The sequence below is a fragment of the Streptomyces cupreus genome, from assembly GCF_014257025.1.
GTDB classification, from domain to species: Bacteria; Actinomycetota; Actinomycetes; order Streptomycetales; family Streptomycetaceae; genus Streptomyces; species Streptomyces cupreus.
The window spans coordinates 67,349-84,877 of sequence record NZ_JACMSF010000033.1; the positions used below are offsets into that span (position 1 = coordinate 67,349).

The following is a 17,529-nucleotide window of genomic DNA, read 5'->3' on the forward strand; positions in this document are numbered from 1 at the left end:
TGTTTCTCGCCTACTGGTTGCCGCACGCGGAGACGGGGGCCGCCTCCAGCCAGGGCAGATCGTGTCCCATCCGGTCCCGCTTGGTGCGCAGGTACCGGAGGTTGTGCTCGCCCGCGGTGACGGGCATCGGCTCCCGGTCCGTGACCTTGATGCCGTGCCGGACGAGCGCGTCGGTCTTGTCGGGGTTGTTGGTCATCAGGCGCACGCTGCGCACGCCAAGATCTTCGAGGATCTGGGCGCCGGCCGCGTAGTCGCGCGCGTCGGCGGGCAGGCCGAGTTCCAGGTTGGCGTCCAGGGTGTCGCGGCCGCGCTCCTGGAGCTCGTAGGCGCGCAGCTTGGACAGCAGGCCGATACCGCGTCCCTCGTGGCCGCGCAGATAGACCACGACGCCCCGGCCCTCGGCCTGGATGCGCTCCAGGGCGGCGTCGAGCTGGGGGCCGCAGTCGCAGCGCAGGGAGCCGAAGACATCGCCGGTGAGGCATTCGGAGTGGACGCGGACCACGACGTCCTCGCCGTCGCCGATCTCGCCGTGCACCAGGGCGACGTGCTCGACGCCGTCGACGGTGGAGCGGTAGCCGTACGCCGTGAAGGTGCCGTGCGCGGTCGGCAGGTGGACCTCGGCCTCGCGGCGTACGGTGGGCTCGGCGGAGCGGCGGTAGGCGATCAGGTCCTCGATGGAGATGATCGTCAGGCCGTGCTTGCGGGCGAACGGGATCAGCTCGGGCAGCCGCAGCATCCGGCCGTCCTCGCCGGCGATCTCCACGATGGCGCCGGCCGGGCGCAGGCCCGCGAGGCGGGCGAGGTCGACGGCGGCCTCGGTGTGGCCGTTGCGGGCCAGGACGCCGCCGGGCTTGGCGCGCAGCGGGAAGATGTGGCCGGGGCGGACGAAGTCGTCGGCCTGCGCCTCACCACTGGCGAGCAGCTGAAGCGTGGTCGAGCGGTCCGAGGCCGAGATACCGGTGGTCACACCGTGAGCGCCGGAGGCGTCGACGGTGACTGTGAACGCGGTCTTCATCGACTCGGTGTTGTTCTCGACCATCTGCGGGATGCGCAGCCGGTCCAGCTCCTCGCCCTCCATGGGGGCGCAGATCAGACCGCGGCACTCGCTCATCATGAACGCGACGATCTCGGGGGTCGCCTTCTCGGCGGCGATGACGAGGTCGCCCTCGTTCTCCCGGTCCTCGTCGTCGACGACCACGACCGGGCGGCCCGCGGCGATGTCGGCGATGGCCTGCTCGACCGGGTCGAGCGACCAGTCCTCGATGTTGTCGGTGCTGTACAGGACGGGTGAGGTGCTCACGCGGGCGCTCCTTCCAGGACGGGCCGCGTGTCCCTGCGGGAGCGCAGCCACCAGTCGCGCATGCCCCACAGGACGAGTGCGCCGTAGATGACGTAGACGAAGCCGGAGAAGGCGTAGCCGTTCTCGAAACTCAGCGGGACGCCGACCAGGTCGACGAGGAGCCAGGCGAACCAGAACTCGACCATGCCGCGAGCCTGCGCGTACATGGCGACGATGGTGCCGACGAAGATGTAGGCGTCCGGCCAAGGGTCCCAGGACAGGCTCGGGTACGCCTTGAAGAGCAGGGCCACCGCGACGGTGCCGGCGGCGCCCGCCGCGACCATCGCGCCGCGCTCGCGCCAGGTGGCGAACCGTACGGAGATATGGCCGTCCTCCGCCTGACCCGTGCCGCGCTTCCACTGCCACCAGCCGTACAGGGCGACGGCCATGATGACCGCCTGCTTGCCCGCGCTGCCGGTCAGGTGGCCGAAGAAGGCGCCGAAGAGGATGAGGCCGGCGAGGAACTGCACCGGCCAGGTCCACACGGAGCGCCGCCAGCCGAGGGCGAGGGCGATGAGGCCGAAGATGTTGCCGGCCATGTCCGACCAGATGATGTGCTGGCCGAACAGGACGAAGGCCTCGGAGTTGAGCCAGTTCACTTGGTCGCTCCCAGCAGCCGCTCGACGTACTTGGCGACGACGTCGACTTCCAGGTTGACCGGGTCGCCGGGCTGCTTGATGCCGAGCGTGGTCAGGGCGAGGGTGGTGGGGATGAGGCTGACGGTGAAGTAGTCGGGGCCCGCGTCGACGACGGTGAGGCTGATGCCGTCGACGGTGATGGAGCCCTTCTCCACGACGTACCGGGCGAGGTCCGCGGGGAGCGAGATCTTGATGATCTCCCAGTTGTCGGAGGGCTTGCGCTCCAGCACCGCGCCGGTGCCGTCGACATGGCCCTGCACGATGTGGCCGCCGAGGCGGGCGCCGACCGCGGTGGGGCGCTCCAGGTTGACACGGGAGCCGACGTCGAGGGCGCCCAGGCTGGAGCGGTTCAGGGTCTCGGCCATCACATCGGCGGTGAACTCGTCGCCCTCGTGGTCCACGACCGTGAGGCAGACGCCGTTGACCGCGATGGAGTCGCCGTGCTTGGCGCCGTCGGTGACGACGGGGCCGCGCAGACGGAAGCGACAGGCGTCGCCGAGGTTCTCGACGGCGGTGATCTCGCCCAGCTCTTCGACGATTCCGGTGAACACTTCCCGGGTCCTCCTGCCTCATGGGGCACGGACTCCGGGGCTGTCGAAGAACGACAGAGACTACGGACGACGACACCGGGGGCGACGCCGGAAAGATCCATCCGCGAGGGACGAACTCAAATCGGCGGCGCGCACGAATGCCCGCCCGCCGCGCACTGCCTCCCATCCGGACTTTAACCGTCGGTCCAGGAATTTCACCTGGTCAACCGGCCGCTGGAAGCGGTCGGGTCGCGGACTGTAACCGCCGGTTCGGACTTTCACCGACCCCGGAGTGCGCTGCTTCTGGTACAGGGCCAGTGTGCCACGCCGGGTGGGCGTCCATGCGGGTGAGGGCTGTGGGGTGGCTCACAGGCTGTCCGGATGGACTTCTTCGCTCCTGAATCCATTCCCGAATTGGTCCATACCTATTGACTCATTGGTCTAGTCCTCCCTAAGGTCTGCGCAACTTCCGTGGAGAGGAACCGACTTGCTGTCACGCAACCGAGCGAGACCCGCCCTGCTCGGCGCGGCGGCCACGGTCGCAGGACTGGTGCTCGCCGGGCTCCCGGCCACCGTCTCGCACGCCGCCGACCAGGAGTCCTGCCGCCCCGACGGGCTCTACAAGACGCCCGGCGTCGATGTCCCGTACTGCTCGGTCTACGACGCCGAGGGCCGGGAGAAGATGGGCGCCGACCACCAGCGCCGGGTGATCGGCTACTTCACCGGCTGGCGCACCGGCAAGGACGGCACGCCCGCCTATCTCGCCCCGGACATCCCATGGGACAAGGTCACGCACCTCAACTACGCGTTCGCGCACATCGACGGCTCGAACAAGATCTCCGTCGGCACGGACAGCGCGACCAACGCGGCGACCGGGATGACCTGGCCGGGCGTGAGCGGCGCCGAGATGGATCCCGCGTTCTCCTACAAGGGCCATTTCAACCTGCTCAACAAATTCAAGAAGCAGCATCCGAACGTCAAGACGCTGATATCGGTAGGCGGTTGGGCCGAGACCGGCGGCTATTTCGCGGACGACGGCACGCGCGTGAACTCGGGCGGCTTCTACTCGATGGCGACCAACGCCGACGGCTCGGTCAATCAGGCGGGCATCGACACCTTCGCCGATTCCGCGGTCGACTTCATCAGGAAGTACGGCTTCAACGGCGTCGACATCGACTACGAGTACCCGACGACGATGAAGGACGCGGGCAACCCGCTCGACTGGTCCCTCTCCAACGCCCGCAGGTCAGGCCTGGTCAAGGGCTACGCGGCCCTGATGAAGACCCTGCGCGAGAAGCTCGACCGGGCGGGCGCGGCGGACGGCAGGCACTATCTTCTCTCGGTCGCGGCACCTTCCTCCGGATATCTGCTGCGCGGCATGGAGACCTTCCAGGTCCAGAAGTACCTGGACTACGTCAACATCATGTCGTACGACCTCCATGGCGCCTGGAACGAGTACGTCGGCCCGAACGCCTCGCTCTTCGACGACGGCAAGGACGCCGAACTCGCCGCCGCGGGCGTGTATTCGACCGCCCAGTACGGCGGAATCGGCTATCTGAACACCGACTGGTCGTATCACTACTTCCGCGGTTCGATGCCGGCCGGACGGATCAACATCGGCCTCCCCTACTACACAAGGGGATTCAAGAACGTCACCGGCGGGACCGACGGGCTGTGGGGCAAGGCGGCGTCCACGAACTGCCCTGCCGGATCCGGGCTCACCAAGTGCGGTGACGGTGCCACCGGGATCGACAACCTCTGGCACGACCTCGACACCAACGGCAAGGAGTCGCCCGCTGGTTCGAACCCGATGTGGCACGCCAAGAACCTGGAGAAGGGCGTCGTCGGGGACTACATGACGAAGTACGGCTTCCCCGCCGGCACCGAGCTGACCGGAACCTACGCCCGTAAGTACGACTCCACGCTGGTCGCGCCGTGGCTGTGGAACGCCGAGAAGAAGGTGTTCCTGTCCACCGAGGACGAGCAGTCGGTGAACGCCAAGGCCGACTACGTCGTCGAGAACGGCATCGGCGGCACGATGGTGTGGGAGCTGGCCGGTGACTACGGCTGGAACGCGGCGAAGGGGCAGTACGAGCCGGGGTCGACGCTGACGACGGCGATGTACGAGAAGTTCAAGTCCGCCTCCCCGTACGGCGCGAAGCGGTCGACGGTCGATCTGCCGGGCAAGGCGCTGAACATCGGTGTGGAGTTCGGTCAGTTCCCGCTGGGTGACTCCAACTACCCGATCAGTCCGAAGCTGAAGATCACGAACAACACGTCGGCGACGCTGCCGGGTGGGACGGAGTTCCGGTTCGACTACGGCACTTCGGCTCCCGGGAACGCCAAGGACCAGTCCGGGTGGGGTACTTCGGTGATCCGCAGTGACCACACCGGGAGCAATGTCGGCGGGCTGAAGGGCGACCACCACCGTGTCTCGCTGAAGCTGCCGAGCTGGCAGACGCTGGCGCCCGGGGCGTCGGTGGAGCTGGACTTCGTGTACTACCTGCCGGTGTCGACGCCGTCGAACTGGACGGTGACGTTCGGGGGGACGACGTATGCGCTGGCGGGGGATCTCACTCGGGGCACGACGGTGGTGGAGCCGGGGAGCGGGACTCCCACTCCGTCGCCGACTCCCTCCGACGGGACCGGCTCGTGCACGGCTCCGGCCTGGAGCGCGAGCACGGAGTACGGCGGGGGCGGCACCGTGTCCCACCAGGGCCACTCGTGGAAGGCCAAGTGGTGGACGAAGGGCGAGGAGCCCGGGACCACCGGTGAATGGGGTGTGTGGCAGGACCTCGGCGCCTGCTGAGCCCCGCGCTCGGACCGGCCCGGCGGCGGTGACGACGGCCCTTGCCCGCCGCCGGGCCTCCAACATCCCGACGAACTAGGGTTCGTCATGACTGAACTGGCTTAGCGGCTTCGGCCTGCGAAAGGACGGAACAGCATGACCTCGATCCTGGTGACCGGCGGTACCGGAACCCTCGGGCGGCTCGTCGTGGAGCGGCTGGGGGCGGACGGGCACGAGGTGCGGGTGCTCAGCAGGCACACGCAGCCGTACGCCGTGGATCTGCGTGAGGGCGGGCCCGGGCTGGACGCGGCCGTCTCCGGTGTGGACACGATCGTGCACTGCGCCAGTTCGCCGCGCGGTGGGGACGAGGAGGCGGCGTCGCATCTGATCGCGGCGGCGCGGAGGGCGGGGGTGGGCCATCTGGTCTACATCTCGATCGTCGGCGTCGACCGGGTGCCGTTCGGCTACTACCGGAGCAAGCTCGCGGTGGAGAAGCTGATCGAGAACTCGGGCGTCGGCTTCACGATCCTGCGGGCGACACAGTTCCACGACTTGCTGGTGCAGGTCTTCGGGGTCCTGTCCAAGCCGCCGGTGATGCTGCTCCCGGCGGGGGTGCGGGACCAGCCGGTCGACGTGGCGGAGGTGGCGGACCGTCTGGTCGAACTGGCTCTGGCCGCCCCCGCGGGCCGGGTCGAGGACATGGCGGGGCCGGAGGCGCGGGCGCTCGACTCCCTGGCCCGGGCCTACCTGAAGGCGACGGGTCGGAAGCGGCGGGTGGTGAACGTGCCTCTGGCGGGCAAGGCGTACCGGGCCTTCAGAGCTGGGGGCCACTTGGCGCCGGAGCGTGCGGTGGGGAAGGGCACGTTCGACGAGCATCTGGCGGTACGTTTCGGCCGCTGAGACGCTTCTTCGCCCCCGCCGCCCCTAGCGCACGGGCGGAGCGAACAGTTCCTCCTGGGCCCGGTCCCGCGCCGTCAGCAGTGCCCCCCGCAGCACCGCCTCCCCGCCCAGCCTGCCGGCCCGTACCTCCGTGGGCAGCGGGGACAGGTGGAGCAGGCGGTCCTGGACTCTTGCCGCCAGTTCCTCTCCGCCCGCTCGCCCGATCTCGCCCCCGAGGACCACGCAGCCAGGGTCCAGGACCGAGATCACCGCGGCGGCGCCGAGGGCCAGGCGGTCGGCGAGGGTGTTCAGGAAGGCGCCGTGGGGAGCGAGGGACGCGGATTCCGCCGCCGTACGGACCAGGGTCGCCGCATGTGGTTCGCCCGGTGCCTCCGGCGCCGTCACTCCGTGTTCCGCCGCCAGTTCCGCGATCGCCGCCGCCCCCGCCAGGGAGTGGAAGCCACCGTCGCAGCCCGTCGCCGAGGGCAGGCCCGTCGTGCCCGGTACCGGAAGGAAGCCGATCTCGCCCGTGCCGCCCGAGGCGCCCCGGCGCAGGACGCCGTCCAGGACGACCGCGGCGCCGACGCCCACGCCGAGCCAGAGGAGGACGAAGGTGTCGCGGTCCGCCGCGGCTCCGTCCCGCTGTTCCGCCACCGCCGCCAGGTTCGTCTCGTTCTCCACGCTGACCCGCGCCTCGGGAAGCCGCTCCTGGAGCGCCGCCACGAGACGCCGGTGCCACTCCGGAAGGCCCGTGGAGCTGCGCAGTTCACCCGTCGCCGGGTCGATCAGGCCCGGCGCGCCGATGCCGACCGTGTGCGGCCGGTCCACGCCCGCCTCTTTGACCGCCCGCTCCACCAGCGCCACCGCCTGCTCCACGGCGGGGCCCGTTCCCACGCCCCCGTCGATCGGCGCCGACGCCTCCGCGAGCACCTCGCCCACCAGGTCGGACACGGCCACCGCGACCCCCTCGGTGCGCACATCCAGCGCCGCAAGATGCGCCCGGCCGGCGACGATGCCGTACACCTTGGCGTTGGGTCCCCGGCGTTGCTCGCCCGACTCCCCCACGACCTCGATCAGTCCGGCGGCGGTGAGGCGGTCGACGAGGTCGGCGACGCTCGGCCGGGACAGTCCGGTCAGCTCCTTGAGCCGCCCCGCCGTCAACGGGCCCTCCTGCTGGAGCAGGCGCAGGGCCAGCCGGTCGTTGATGGCCCGGGCGGTGCTGGGGGATGCGGACATGCCGGGATCCTTCCAGATCGGCGTGGCCGTGCGATGCGCGGCCTCTGATCCCCTATCTATCAGGCAGGGTTCCTGATAGTTTACGCCACCAGCAGACGCGAGGGAGGGGCCTGAGCATGAGTGACGTGGTCTACGACGGACGCGAGGTGAGGCGGGCGCGCTATGCCGTGGCCGCCGTCTTCACCGTGCACGGAGCCGTGACCGGCTCGTTCGCGACCCGTGTGCCATGGATCCAGGACCACGCCTCGGTGAGCGCGGGCCAGTTGGGGCTCGCCCTGGCCTTCCCCGCGCTCGGCGCCTCCGTGGCGATGCCGCTCGCCGGAGGCATCACCCACCGGTTCGGTGCCCGGGGCGCCCTGCGCGCGCTGATCGCAATGTGGACGCTCGCCCTGGTGCTGCCGTCCCTCGCCCCGAACCTCCTCACCCTCTGCCTCGCCCTGTTCGTCTACGGCGCCACCTCCGGAATGGCGGACGTCGCGATGAACGCGCTCGGTGTGGAGGTGGAGAACCGCCTGGGCCGGTCGATCATGTCCGGCCTGCACGGCATGTGGAGCGCGGGCGCCGTCCTCGGCTCGCTCGGCGGCACACTCGCCGCACACCTGGGCACCGACGCACGGCTGCACCACCTGGTGGCGGCGGCCGTACTGACGATCCTCGGTGTGGCCGCCTGCGCCTGGGTGCTCGACCTCCAGCCGGCCCAGGACGAGGAACCCCCGCCCCGGTTCGCGCTGCCGCCCCGCTCGGCACTGCTCATCGGCGCGGTCGGATTCTGCGCGGTGTTCGCGGAGGGCGCGAGCCTGGACTGGTCCGCGGTCTATCTGCGCGACGAGTTGGCGGCCTCGGCCGGTCTGGCCGCCGCCTGCACGATGGGCTTCACGCTCACCATGGCCGTCGCCCGGATCGCGGGCGACAAGGTGGTGGACCGGTACGGCGCCGTGCGCACCGTCCGTACCGGCGGTGTCCTCGCGGCCGTCGGCGGTCTGCTGATCGTCGTGGCGAACCATCCCGTGCCGGCGATGACCGGCTTCGGTCTGATGGGCCTGGGCATCGCGGTGGTCGTGCCGCTGTGCTTCGCCGCGGCGGGCCGCAGCGGCCCCAACCCCAGTCAGGCCATCGCGGGCGTCGCGACCATCACGTACACCTCGGGCCTGGTCGCGCCCAGCGCGATCGGCGGTCTTGCCCAGGCGACCAGCCTGGTGGTGTCGTTCGGTCTGGTGACGCTGCTGGCGACCGGGCTCGCCGCCTTCGCGGGCGTACTGCGCACCGCCGAGCGCAAGCCCGCGACGATCAGCCGGCCGGACGCAGCAGTTCCCGACCCGCGGCCCTGAACCGCTCGCTCCACGGCGCCGGCCTGAGCGTCGCGGAGTCGAGCCGGACCAGCACCCGGGCACCCTCGGCGTAGGTCACCGCGCCGTCCGCCGAGCAGAAGCGGAAGCCGTAGGTCAGCCCGGTGTTGCCGAGCCGCTCCAGCCAGAGGTGGACGGCGTAGCCGCCGGGCTTGGTCACCGGCGCCTCGTAGCTGATCCGCAGTTCCTTGACCGCGTTGCAGGCGTCGCCGGCCGCGGCCCAGTCGCCCTCGAAGCGGAAGCCGTGCTCCTGCCACAGCTCGGCCCAGGCCCGCTCGACCATCACCGGGTAGCGGGCGTTGTGCAGCAGCCCGAGCGCGTCCAGGTCGTCGAAGTGGACGGTGACGGGGATCAGCCGGCCGTACGACAGGGCGGGGGCGATCGGGACTTCGGCGGTCATGGGTCGTACTCCCGGACAGTTGAAACGCGGACCTCTCATCCTAAGCGGACGCTCAGCACCCCTGTTCACCTGGACCTCAGCATCCCCATTCACCCCTGACAATGGTCCGGACACCCGCACGCACGCCCGAAAGCGAAACCGCACCATGGATCTTGGCGTCCGCTGGAAACTGCACGGCGACGGACGCACGCCGGCGCCCGGAGCGGTGGTCCGGCCCGACGAACGGCTCTCCTGGCCGCGCACGGCCGGGCTCGGCGCCCAGCATGTGGTGGCGATGTTCGGGGCGTCCTTCGTGGCCCCGGTCCTGATGGGCCTCGACCCCAATCTGGCGATCATGATGTCGGGCGTCGCGACCATGGTCTTCCTGCTCGCCACGCGCGGCCGGGTGCCCAGCTATCTGGGCTGCTCGCTGTCCTTCGTGGGCGTCGCGGCGGTCATCCGCGCCGAGGGCGGCACCAGCGCCACCGTGACCGGCGCGGTCCTGGTCGTCGGTGTCGCGCTTTTCCTCGTCGGCGTCGCCGTCCAGCGCTTCGGCGCACGGATCATCCACGCCGCGATGCCGCCGATCGTCACGGGCGCGGTCGTGATGCTGATCGGCTTCAACCTCGCGCCGGTCACCGCGAGCACCTACTGGCCCCAGGACCAGTGGACCGCCCTGCTGGTGATGCTCTTCACCGGCCTGGCCGTCGTCTGTCTGCGCGGTTTCTGGTCCCGGATCGCGATCTTCCTCGGACTGATCTTCGGCTACGGCATCTCCTGGGCCTTCGACCGGATCTTCGGGAAGATCCACTCGGTCGACGCGAGCGGCAGGCTCACCGACCACTGGCGCCTGGACCTCTCCGGCGTCGGCCAGGCCGACTGGATCGGACTGCCCACCGTCCACGGCCCGTCCTTCGAGTGGTCGGCGATCCTGGTCGCCCTGCCCGTCGTCATCGCCCTCGTCGCCGAGAACGCAGGACACGTCAAGGCCGTCGGCGAGATGACCGGCGACGACCTGGACGACAAGCTCGGCACCGCGATCTCCGCCGACGGCGTCGGCTCCGTGCTCTCCACCGCGGTCGGCGGCCCGCCCACCACCACGTACTCCGAGAACATCGGCGTCATGGCGGCCACCCGCGTCTATTCCACGGCCGCGTACTGGGCCGCCGCCTGTTTCGCCCTCCTCTTCGGCCTGTGCCCGAAGTTCGGCGCGATCGTCGCCGCCATCCCGGGCGGCGTCCTCGGCGGCATCACCGTCATCCTGTACGGCATGATCGGCCTGCTCGGCGCGCAGATCTGGATCAACGCCGAGGTGGACCTGCGCAACCCGCTCAACCTGGTGCCGGCCGCCGCGGGCATCATCATCGGCGTCGGCAACGTCACCATGGAGTTCACCGACACCTTCGAGCTGAGCGGCATCGCGCTGGGCACCCTGGTCGTCATCACCGGCTACCACGCCCTGCGCTTCTTCGCCCCGGCCCACCTCAAGACACAGGAGCCGCTCCTCGACGAGGGCACGTCCTCCTACGGCGAGGCCAGGTCGTAGGCGTACGAAGGGCTGAACGTGCCCGGCGTCCCCTTGCAGCCGTCGGACTCCCCCGGCAGCTTGACCCACAGGTAGCCGTCGATCCGCGCCTCCCCCGTGCTCAGGGTGGGGGCCCGGCCGATCCTCCGTCCCGCCGGGTCGCACCACTCGCCGTCCGCCGGGGCGCCGTTGCCGTTGCGGCTGGTGTCGATGACGGCGCCGAGCGAGGCGGGGCCGCCGAGGGCCACGAGGACCTGTCGGTCGTAGGCGATCTCGTCGGCCGTGGCGTGGAAGTTGGAGACGTTGCTGAAGATCCCGTCGGAGGAGGCGGGCAAGGCGGCGCCGGCCTGCTTCAGCCAGCCCGCCTGTTTGCCGGGAGCGTGCCAGCCGGAGTGGCCAGCGTCGTAGTAGACGCGGGCCCTGGGGTTGGCCTCCTTCAGGACGCGCCCCGCGCGGGCCAACGAGGCGAAGCGGTCGGCGCGTTGACCGCCCGAGAGGCACTCGGCCTGGGCGACGGAATCGGGTTCCAGGACGACGATGACGTCGTCGGAGCCGAGCCCTGCGGCGAAGCGGTCGATCCAGTCGTCGTAGGCGTCGAGGTCGGGCGCCCCGCCCTGGCTGGCCCCGCCGCAGTCGCGGTCCCGGATCGCGTACGCCACGACCACCGGCACCCGGCCAAGGGCGGCGCCGCCGGAAGTGACCGCGCGGACCCGGGCGGTGATGGTGTCCGGGCTGAAGTCGGCGAACCACACCGCGGCCGGCTGCGCGGCGATCCGGGACTGTATGACGCCGTGCCGTGGATCACCGGTGTTCTCCCGGACCCAGTCCAGCAGTTGGGACTCGGGGTGCCGGTACAAGCGGGTCAACACGGCGGCCGTCTGCCGCTCGCGCTCGGTCTTCGTCGGCGAGGGCGTGGGGCTCGCCTTCTTCTTCGTCGGCGAGGGCGAGGCGGAGGGCGACTCGCTGGGCGACAGGGACACCGGCGGCTCCACGGGCAGTGACTGCAGACGCGGCGAGTACGTCACCTCGGGGCGGGCCTCGTCGGAGCCGCCCCCTTCGTCCAGCGCCGAGATCATCCCGGCCGCGGTACCGACGGCGACCACGACGGAGGCGGCCACGACCATGGCTCCCCGCCGTGCGGTCCGCCGCCGCGCGGACCTGCGCGCGGCCAGACGCTGGGCACGTAGCCCTGCCACTGCTCACTCCCCCCGCGGCGGGCGCGTTCCCCCGTTCTGGGGAAGCGTCGGGCCCGCCGGTACTTCCGCCAGCCTAAAGCTGCGACTCTGCCCCCATGGCGCAATGCGAACAACTCACCTCACCTGTGGACGCGGTCATTCGCCGTATGCGCGCCCTTGACGCGGACCTGCCCGCCCGGGACGGCGTCGCCGTCTTCAACCGCGTCTACCTGGCGGTGACCGAGGCGGTGGACCGGCGCATCGGCGCGGGCCGGTTCGCGGACGCGCGGGCCGCGATCACGCTGGACGTGCGGTTCGCGGAGCGCTATCTCGCGGCGGTCGACACGGTCGCCGACGAGCGGCGCCCACCCGCCTGCTGGCGGCCCCTGTTCCAGTTCCGCCGCCATCCCGGCGTACGACCGTTGCAGTTCGCGCTGGCGGGCATCAATGCGCACATCGGCCACGATCTGGCGCTCGCCGTCGTGGACGCCTGTCGTACGCTCGACTGCGAACCCACCGACCTGGAGGACGAGTTCGATCGCGTGGGTGATCTCCTCGTCTCGCTGGAGGAGCGGATCCGCGAAGATCTGATGCCGGGACCCGACCTGCTCCAGATCGCCGACCCACTGACCCATCTGCTCGGCTCGTGGAGCCTGGAGCGGGCCCGGGACGCCACCTGGTCGGCGGCCCGGGCGCTGTGGGCGCTGCGCCGACTCCCCGATCTGGCCGAGGAGTTCACCGAGCGCCTTGACGCGGCGGTGGGGTTCGCGGGCCGCATGCTGCTCACCCCACTGCCGGACTGACCCGGACCGGTCAGTCCTCCGGCAGCTCAACCGGCGCGATCTCGTCGTACAGGTCACCCGGGCCGGGGTTGGTCGCGTCGGTCGACCCGCCGAGGTGGTGCATGACGCCCCACACCGCGTTCAGCGCGGTCTGCACCGCGCCCTCGGCCCAGCCGGCCGTCCAGGAGATGTCGTCGCCGGCGAGGAAGATGCCCCGCTTGTCCTCGGGCAGCCGGTCCTGCATGAAGTGCGTGAACAGGCGCCGCTGGTAGCGGTAGTGGCCGGGCAGGTTGGCCTTGAACGCGCCCATGAAGTAGGGCTCGTTCTCCCACGACACGGTCACCGGGTTGCCGATGATGTGCTTCCTGATGTCGACCTTCGGGTAAATCTCGCCGAGCGACTTCAGCATGACCTCCATCCGCTCGTTCGCGGACAGCGGCAGCCACTTCAGGCTGTCGTCGCACCAGGTGTAGGAGAGGCAGATGACGGCGGGCTTGTCCGGGCCGTCGTCGAGGAGGTACGTACCGCGCGTCATACGGTCGGTGAGGGTCATCGACATGACGTCCCGGCCGGTCGGGTTTCCCCTGTCGTCGACGGCCTTGTCCAGCCAGAACGGCCGGTCGACGGGGACGAAGAGCTTCGAGGACTCCATGTAGTGCGTGCGCTCGATCGCCGTCCAGTGGTCGATCGGGAAGAGCGAGTCGTCGCAGGCGATCTTCGAGAGCAGCATCCAGGACTGCGCGGTGAAGATCGCGGCCTGGTAGGTGCGGATGTCGCCGGCCGCGTCGGTCACCGTGATCCGGTTGCCCGCGGTCCGGTTCAGGCGGGTGACGGCCGGGCGGGGCGCGCCGTTCTCGTGCAGGCTCGCGAGCGAGGTGCCGTGGGCCCAGTGCACGATCTTCTCGGGCTCACGCTCCCACAGACGCAGCGGAAGCTGCTGGGAGCCGCCGACGATGCCGCGGTGGTGGTCGTCGGCCTCGGTGTAGACGACGCGCAGGATTTCCAGGATGGAGTTCGGGAAGTCGGTGTCCCAGCCGCCGGTGCCGAAGCCGACCTGGCCGAAGATCTCGCGGTGCCGGAAGGACTTGAAGGCCTCGGAGTCGCAGAGGAAGCCGTAGAAGGTCTGGTTGTCGAGCTTCTCGACGAGCTGCGCCCAGATCTCGCGGATGCGCGGGACGTCCCGTTCGCGCATCGCGCGGTTCATGTCGGAGAAGTCGGCGCCCTCTTCGAGGCACTTGTTCCAGGCCTCGGCGACGTCCCGGTACACCTGCGGGAGGTCGTCGATGGTCTCGGCGTAGTGCGACTCGCCCTTGAGGTCGACGACGGTCGAAGGCGTCGCCTCGGCAAGGGGGTTGGGGAAGGGCTGGGTCTGAAGGCCCACCAGGTCGATGTAGTGCTGGAGGGCGGTGGAGGAGGGCGGGAAACGCATCGCGCCCATCTCGGCCGTCAGACCGTCGGTGCCCGGGCCGTCGAAGCCGACGGTGCGCAGCCGGCCACCGATCTGGTCGGCCTCGTAGACGACGGGCTTGAGGCCCATCTTCATCAGCTCGTACGCGGCCACGATGCCGGACAGACCGCCGCCGATCACCGCGATCTCGGTGCCGTGCTCGGTCGCGGGTATCTGGCCGAGGCCCGCCGGGTGGGCGAGGAAGTCGTCGTACGCGTACGGGAAGTCCGGACCGAACATGGTGATCGGCGGCTGCTGCTCGTCGGCGTGCTGGACGGCGTTGGGCACCGTGGACGTCATGGGGTACGGACTCCTTGCGAAAGCTGAGAAGCGAGAGGGGGGAGGTTCAGACGAGGGACCCGTAGAGGCCGGGGCGACGGTCCTTCAGGTACGGGTTGGCCTCGCGGGCGGCGGCGAGGAACGCGGGGTCGGTGTCGGCGAACACCAGCTCCTCACCGCGTCCGGCGCGGGTGCGGGCGACGCCGTCGGGACCGGCCAGTGTGGAGAGGCCGATGAACTCGAACTCCCCTTCCTGGCCGACCCGGTTGACGTAGGCGACGTACATCTGGTTCTCGAAGGCGCGCACCGGGATCATCGACTCGGCGACGAACTGGAACGGGTGCATCTGCGCCGTCGGCACGACCAGCAGGTCGGTGCCGGCGAGGGCGTGGGCGCGGACGTTCTCCGGGAACTCGACGTCGTAGCAGATGAGGATGCCGACGCGGAGCCCGTTCAGCTCCGCCTGCACCACGGACCGCTCCCCCGGCGTGAAGTGGTCGCGCTCGAAGCAGCCGAAGAGGTGGGTCTTGCGGTAGTTCGCCAGGCGGGTGCCGTCGGCGGAAATCAGCTGGGCGGAGTTGTACACGGTCTCGCCGTCCCGCTCGGGGTAGCCGTAGGCAAGGGCGAGACCGTGTCGGGAGGAGATCTCCGCGACCGCGTCCGCGCTGTCCCCGTCGGCGGGCTCGGCGAGCCGCGCGATGTCGTCGCCGATCGCGTACCCGGTCAGGAACATCTCCGGCGCGATCAGCAGCCCGGCGCCCGCGGCGGCGGCACGGCCCGCGGCCTCGTCGAGCACCTTGAGGTTCTCGGCGACCGAGCCGGGACGGCCGGAGCTCTGGAGCAGGGCGGTGCGCATGCGTGATCCTCACCGGGCAGGAGGTTTGGGGGCCACATAGACGGTACGGTCGGCGCGCTCGGCCGGACAAGCAGGAGCCGTTGCGCGCTCGTGAGCGGAACGTTGCGTCGACCGGCGCCCTGGCGGCGATTCGTTGCGCGGCCCCCGGTGTCACTCCCGGGCCGCGGACGCTCTGATCACCGCCCCCACCAGGTAGGGCAGGGCGAACAGGGCAAAGACCGTGCCGTGGGAGGCGTGGTCGCCGGCCGCCGCGTAGGCGCCGTAGACGACAACCGTCAGCAGCTCCGTGCCGAGGCCCGCGACCGAGGTGAGGGTGGCTCGGCCGCCCTCCTCGATGCGGTGCTGAAGGCGGACGTCGGCGAGGACGGTCGCCAGTTGGAAGCCCGCGAATGCCACGGCGATCAGGACGAGGCCGGCCGGGGTGCGGGCGGCCGCGCCCAGGGCCAGGGCGAGGGCGGAGGCCGCGATCAGCCAGGTGAAGCCGGTCGTGCCGAGCCGTTCGGCGGGTCCTGCCAGCAGGCTGACGGCCGTGACCGCGGCCCAGATCAGCAGGAGCGCGTAGGGCACGAACCCGTCGGGCACACCGGTCTCGCGGACCAGCAGCGGCGAGTACTCGTCGAGCGCGCCCCACACGCAGCCGACGGCCGGGACGAGCAGCAGTGTCCGGCGCAGCGAGCGGTCACGGCGGGCGGTGGCGAGCCCGGTGCGCAGGGTCGCCGCCCAGCCCTCGCCGTCGCTCGACGCGCCCCGGTCCTCCGGGAACCGGCTCGCCGTCACCGCGGCCAGCAGACAGACCGCGACACTCGCCGCGCCCACGGCCCGATAGCCGCCGAGCGCGAACACCGGACCGGCCGCCGCCATCGCCGCCATCACGCCCAGCAGCCCCGCGGCCCGGGCCCGGCCCATGACGCGTGCGTAGCCCTCGGCGGCACCGAGCCGGTCCAGTTCGTCGTAGACCAGGGCCTCCAGCGCACCGGAGCCCAGCGCTCCGCTGATGCCCCACAGGACGAAGCCGACCGCGAAGGCCCAGTACGAGGGCACGAGCACCCACAGGGCGAAGCCGGCCGCGCTGAGCAGCGGACCCAGCCACAGCAGCGCTCGACGGGAGACGGCGTCGGCCCAGGCGCCGGAGGGCACCTCCAGCACGACGCCGGTGATCGACCACAGGGCGAACAGCGAGGAGATCTGCCACAGCGAGAGCCCGCTGTCGGCGAAGAGCAGTGCGTACAGCGGGTAGAGCAGGATGAGATCTTCGAGGAACGCGTAACCGTACAGCGTGCGAGTGAGCCGTCGGATGCTGCCGGTGGCGGGCACGCGCGCGGGTGAGAGTGTCATGAGGCCTTCCCGGAGGGGCGGATCGGACGCGAGCGAGAAGCGGCGTCCGCGGCGGCCCTCGGGAGGCACGACGGGTTATGGATCAATGTCGCCAGGTCATGGCATCGATGTTAGGCCGGTTCGGTGCTCCCGTGCAGCGAAAAATCCTGCCCAGTCCGAGGATGCCCCGAACTTGTCTGCACAAGTTGGCCTTCGTACGCTGCTCGCGCTGTGCACAGCAACCGGTTCAGAGGGGAAGCATGACGGCGCGACACGAGGAGATCGCGGGCGAGCTGCGCCGGGCGATCGACCGCGAGGAGTACACCGTCGGCAGTCTGCTGCCCGCCGAGACGGAACTCGCGGCCCACTACGGCGTCTCGCGCGGCACGGTCCGCCAGGCCGTGGCGGCGCTCACCGCCGAGGGACTCATCGGCTCCCGCCAGGGCGCCCGCCGGGTGGTGCTGGCCAGCCGTCGCAGCCAGAGCTTCGCCGAACTGCGCAGCTTCGCCCAGTGGGCGCGCGCGATGGGCCGCCAGGCCACGGGACAGGTCGTCGCGCAGGAGTACAGCCCGGCGACCGCCGAGGACGCGGTACGCCTCCAACTGGCCGCGGGCACCGAGGTGTTGCACATCATCCGGGTACGCGGCCTGGACGGCGAGCCGGTCCTGCTGGAGCGGACGGTCTACGCGGACTGGATCTCCCCGGCCGTCGCCTCCATCGAACCGGACTGTCCGTCCGTCACCCAGCGGCTCTACGAGGACACCGGCCTGGTCTTCGCCTACGGCGAGCATGTCATCGACGCGGTGGCGGCGGGCGCCCAGGACGGCGAGCTGCTCGGCCTCCGCCGCACGAGTCCGCTGCTGCGCGTGCGCCGGGTGACCACGACCCGGGAGGGGCGCCCGGTGGAGTGGTCGGACGACCGCTACCGCTCGGACGCGGTGAGCTTCAGCGTGCACAACTCGATCGGGAACAACGCGCTGGCCCGCAAGACGGGGGACGCGATGTGAAGGAGTCCG

The 17,529-nt window shown here is 70.6% G+C and carries 15 protein-coding genes and 1 riboswitch; of the genes, 6 read left to right on the forward strand and 9 right to left on the reverse strand.

The window, feature by feature from the left end; translation table 11 throughout:
- Window positions 1-10 precede the first annotated feature (10 nt).
- From H4N64_RS27085 to H4N64_RS27095, 3 genes are read right to left on the reverse strand one after another with little or no spacing between them, the layout of a single operon-like run.
- The gene (locus H4N64_RS27085) at window positions 11-1,300 is read right to left on the reverse strand and encodes a bifunctional 3,4-dihydroxy-2-butanone-4-phosphate synthase/GTP cyclohydrolase II (protein ID WP_186285042.1); all 1,290 of its coding nucleotides are present in this window, start codon (window positions 1,298-1,300) and stop codon (window positions 11-13) included.
- A complete protein-coding gene (locus H4N64_RS27090) occupies window positions 1,297-1,938 on the reverse strand; it encodes a nicotinamide mononucleotide transporter (protein WP_186285043.1) in 642 nt (213 codons plus the stop codon). Before H4N64_RS27090 ends, H4N64_RS27085 begins: the two co-directional genes overlap by 4 nt.
- Window positions 1,935-2,528, reverse strand: coding sequence for a riboflavin synthase (locus H4N64_RS27095; RefSeq protein WP_186285044.1), 594 nt, complete (start codon window positions 2,526-2,528; stop codon window positions 1,935-1,937). The genes H4N64_RS27090 and H4N64_RS27095 overlap by 4 nt, the downstream gene beginning before the upstream one ends.
- Window positions 2,529-2,676: 148 nt before the next feature.
- A riboswitch (FMN riboswitch) is annotated at window positions 2,677-2,807 on the reverse strand.
- Between the two features lie 187 nt (window positions 2,808-2,994).
- Here H4N64_RS27095 and H4N64_RS27100 point away from each other — a divergent pair.
- Both H4N64_RS27100 and H4N64_RS27105 read left to right on the forward strand, forming a co-directional pair.
- Window positions 2,995-5,316 (forward strand): chitinase C-terminal domain-containing protein, encoded by a 2,322-nt coding sequence (locus tag H4N64_RS27100; RefSeq protein WP_186285045.1) that lies wholly within the window; start codon window positions 2,995-2,997, stop codon window positions 5,314-5,316.
- Between the two features lie 135 nt (window positions 5,317-5,451).
- Window positions 5,452-6,195 carry an SDR family oxidoreductase gene (locus tag H4N64_RS27105; RefSeq protein WP_186285046.1) on the forward strand — a complete coding sequence of 248 codons (744 nt, stop codon included), beginning with the start codon at window positions 5,452-5,454 and terminating at the stop codon, window positions 6,193-6,195.
- 24 nt (window positions 6,196-6,219) lie between these two features.
- Here H4N64_RS27105 and H4N64_RS27110 read toward each other — a convergent pair whose 3' ends face one another.
- Window positions 6,220-7,410 (reverse strand): ROK family transcriptional regulator, encoded by a 1,191-nt coding sequence (locus H4N64_RS27110; protein WP_186285047.1) that lies wholly within the window; start codon window positions 7,408-7,410, stop codon window positions 6,220-6,222.
- A 116-nt stretch (window positions 7,411-7,526) separates the two neighbouring features.
- Between H4N64_RS27110 and H4N64_RS27115 the strand changes: the two genes are divergently transcribed.
- Window positions 7,527-8,738 carry an MFS transporter gene (locus H4N64_RS27115; RefSeq protein ID WP_186285048.1) on the forward strand — a complete coding sequence of 404 codons (1,212 nt, stop codon included), beginning with the start codon at window positions 7,527-7,529 and terminating at the stop codon, window positions 8,736-8,738.
- Here the strand turns inward: H4N64_RS27115 and H4N64_RS27120 are convergent.
- Entirely contained in the window at window positions 8,698-9,156 is a 459-nt protein-coding gene (locus H4N64_RS27120; protein ID WP_186285049.1) for an acyl-CoA thioesterase, read from the reverse strand. The genes H4N64_RS27115 and H4N64_RS27120 overlap by 41 nt on opposite strands.
- A 145-nt stretch (window positions 9,157-9,301) precedes the next feature.
- On the opposite strand from H4N64_RS27120, the gene H4N64_RS27125 reads away from it, so the two are divergent.
- Window positions 9,302-10,681: a uracil-xanthine permease family protein gene (locus H4N64_RS27125; RefSeq protein WP_186285050.1), complete on the forward strand. Its 1,380-nt coding sequence runs from the start codon at window positions 9,302-9,304 to the stop codon at window positions 10,679-10,681.
- On the opposite strand, the gene H4N64_RS27130 is transcribed toward H4N64_RS27125, so the two are convergent.
- Window positions 10,660-11,784, reverse strand: coding sequence for a glycoside hydrolase family 6 protein (locus tag H4N64_RS27130; RefSeq protein ID WP_186285069.1), 1,125 nt, complete (start codon window positions 11,782-11,784; stop codon window positions 10,660-10,662). The genes H4N64_RS27125 and H4N64_RS27130 overlap by 22 nt on opposite strands.
- A 167-nt stretch (window positions 11,785-11,951) precedes the next feature.
- Here H4N64_RS27130 and H4N64_RS27135 point away from each other — a divergent pair, with 167 nt between their 5' ends.
- Window positions 11,952-12,638: a DUF5995 family protein gene (locus H4N64_RS27135; RefSeq protein ID WP_186285051.1), complete on the forward strand. Its 687-nt coding sequence runs from the start codon at window positions 11,952-11,954 to the stop codon at window positions 12,636-12,638.
- Window positions 12,639-12,648: 10 nt separating this feature from the next.
- Here H4N64_RS27135 and H4N64_RS27140 read toward each other — a convergent pair whose 3' ends face one another.
- The 3 genes from H4N64_RS27140 to H4N64_RS27150 all read right to left on the reverse strand — a co-directional run bounded on the left by H4N64_RS27140 (window position 12,649) and on the right by H4N64_RS27150 (window position 16,534).
- The gene (locus H4N64_RS27140) at window positions 12,649-14,364 is read right to left on the reverse strand and encodes a flavin monoamine oxidase family protein (protein WP_186285052.1); all 1,716 of its coding nucleotides are present in this window, start codon (window positions 14,362-14,364) and stop codon (window positions 12,649-12,651) included.
- 46 nt (window positions 14,365-14,410) lie between these two features.
- Window positions 14,411-15,199, reverse strand: a complete 789-nt coding sequence (locus H4N64_RS27145; RefSeq protein WP_186285053.1) for a carbon-nitrogen hydrolase family protein — start codon at window positions 15,197-15,199, stop codon at window positions 14,411-14,413.
- A gap of 150 nt (window positions 15,200-15,349) precedes the next feature.
- Complete coding sequence (locus H4N64_RS27150) at window positions 15,350-16,534, reverse strand: MFS transporter (protein WP_186285054.1); 1,185 nt, start codon at window positions 16,532-16,534, stop codon at window positions 15,350-15,352.
- 239 nt (window positions 16,535-16,773) lie between these two features.
- Here H4N64_RS27150 and H4N64_RS27155 point away from each other — a divergent pair, with 239 nt between their 5' ends.
- A complete protein-coding gene (locus H4N64_RS27155) occupies window positions 16,774-17,520 on the forward strand; it encodes a GntR family transcriptional regulator (protein WP_186285055.1) in 747 nt (248 codons plus the stop codon).
- The last annotated feature ends 9 nt before the right edge of the window (window positions 17,521-17,529 follow it).

Excerpts from the sequence above, each read along its gene's own strand:
- H4N64_RS27135 (WP_186285051.1), top strand. The coding sequence starts at position 11,952 with ATGGCGCAATGCGAACAACTCACCTCACCTGTGGACGCGGTCATTCGC.
- H4N64_RS27150 (WP_186285054.1), bottom strand. The coding sequence starts at position 16,534 with ATGACACTCTCACCCGCGCGCGTGCCCGCCACCGGCAGCATCCGACGG.
- H4N64_RS27130 (WP_186285069.1), bottom strand. The coding sequence starts at position 11,784 with ATGGTCGTGGCCGCCTCCGTCGTGGTCGCCGTCGGTACCGCGGCCGGG.
- H4N64_RS27145 (WP_186285053.1), bottom strand. The coding sequence starts at position 15,199 with ATGCGCACCGCCCTGCTCCAGAGCTCCGGCCGTCCCGGCTCGGTCGCC.
- H4N64_RS27140 (WP_186285052.1), bottom strand. The coding sequence starts at position 14,364 with ATGACGTCCACGGTGCCCAACGCCGTCCAGCACGCCGACGAGCAGCAG.
- H4N64_RS27115 (WP_186285048.1), top strand. The coding sequence starts at position 7,527 with ATGAGTGACGTGGTCTACGACGGACGCGAGGTGAGGCGGGCGCGCTAT.
- H4N64_RS27110 (WP_186285047.1), bottom strand. The coding sequence starts at position 7,410 with ATGTCCGCATCCCCCAGCACCGCCCGGGCCATCAACGACCGGCTGGCC.
- H4N64_RS27105 (WP_186285046.1), top strand. The coding sequence starts at position 5,452 with ATGACCTCGATCCTGGTGACCGGCGGTACCGGAACCCTCGGGCGGCTC.
- H4N64_RS27155 (WP_186285055.1), top strand. The coding sequence starts at position 16,774 with ATGACGGCGCGACACGAGGAGATCGCGGGCGAGCTGCGCCGGGCGATC.
- H4N64_RS27125 (WP_186285050.1), top strand. The coding sequence starts at position 9,302 with ATGGATCTTGGCGTCCGCTGGAAACTGCACGGCGACGGACGCACGCCG.
- H4N64_RS27120 (WP_186285049.1), bottom strand. The coding sequence starts at position 9,156 with ATGACCGCCGAAGTCCCGATCGCCCCCGCCCTGTCGTACGGCCGGCTG.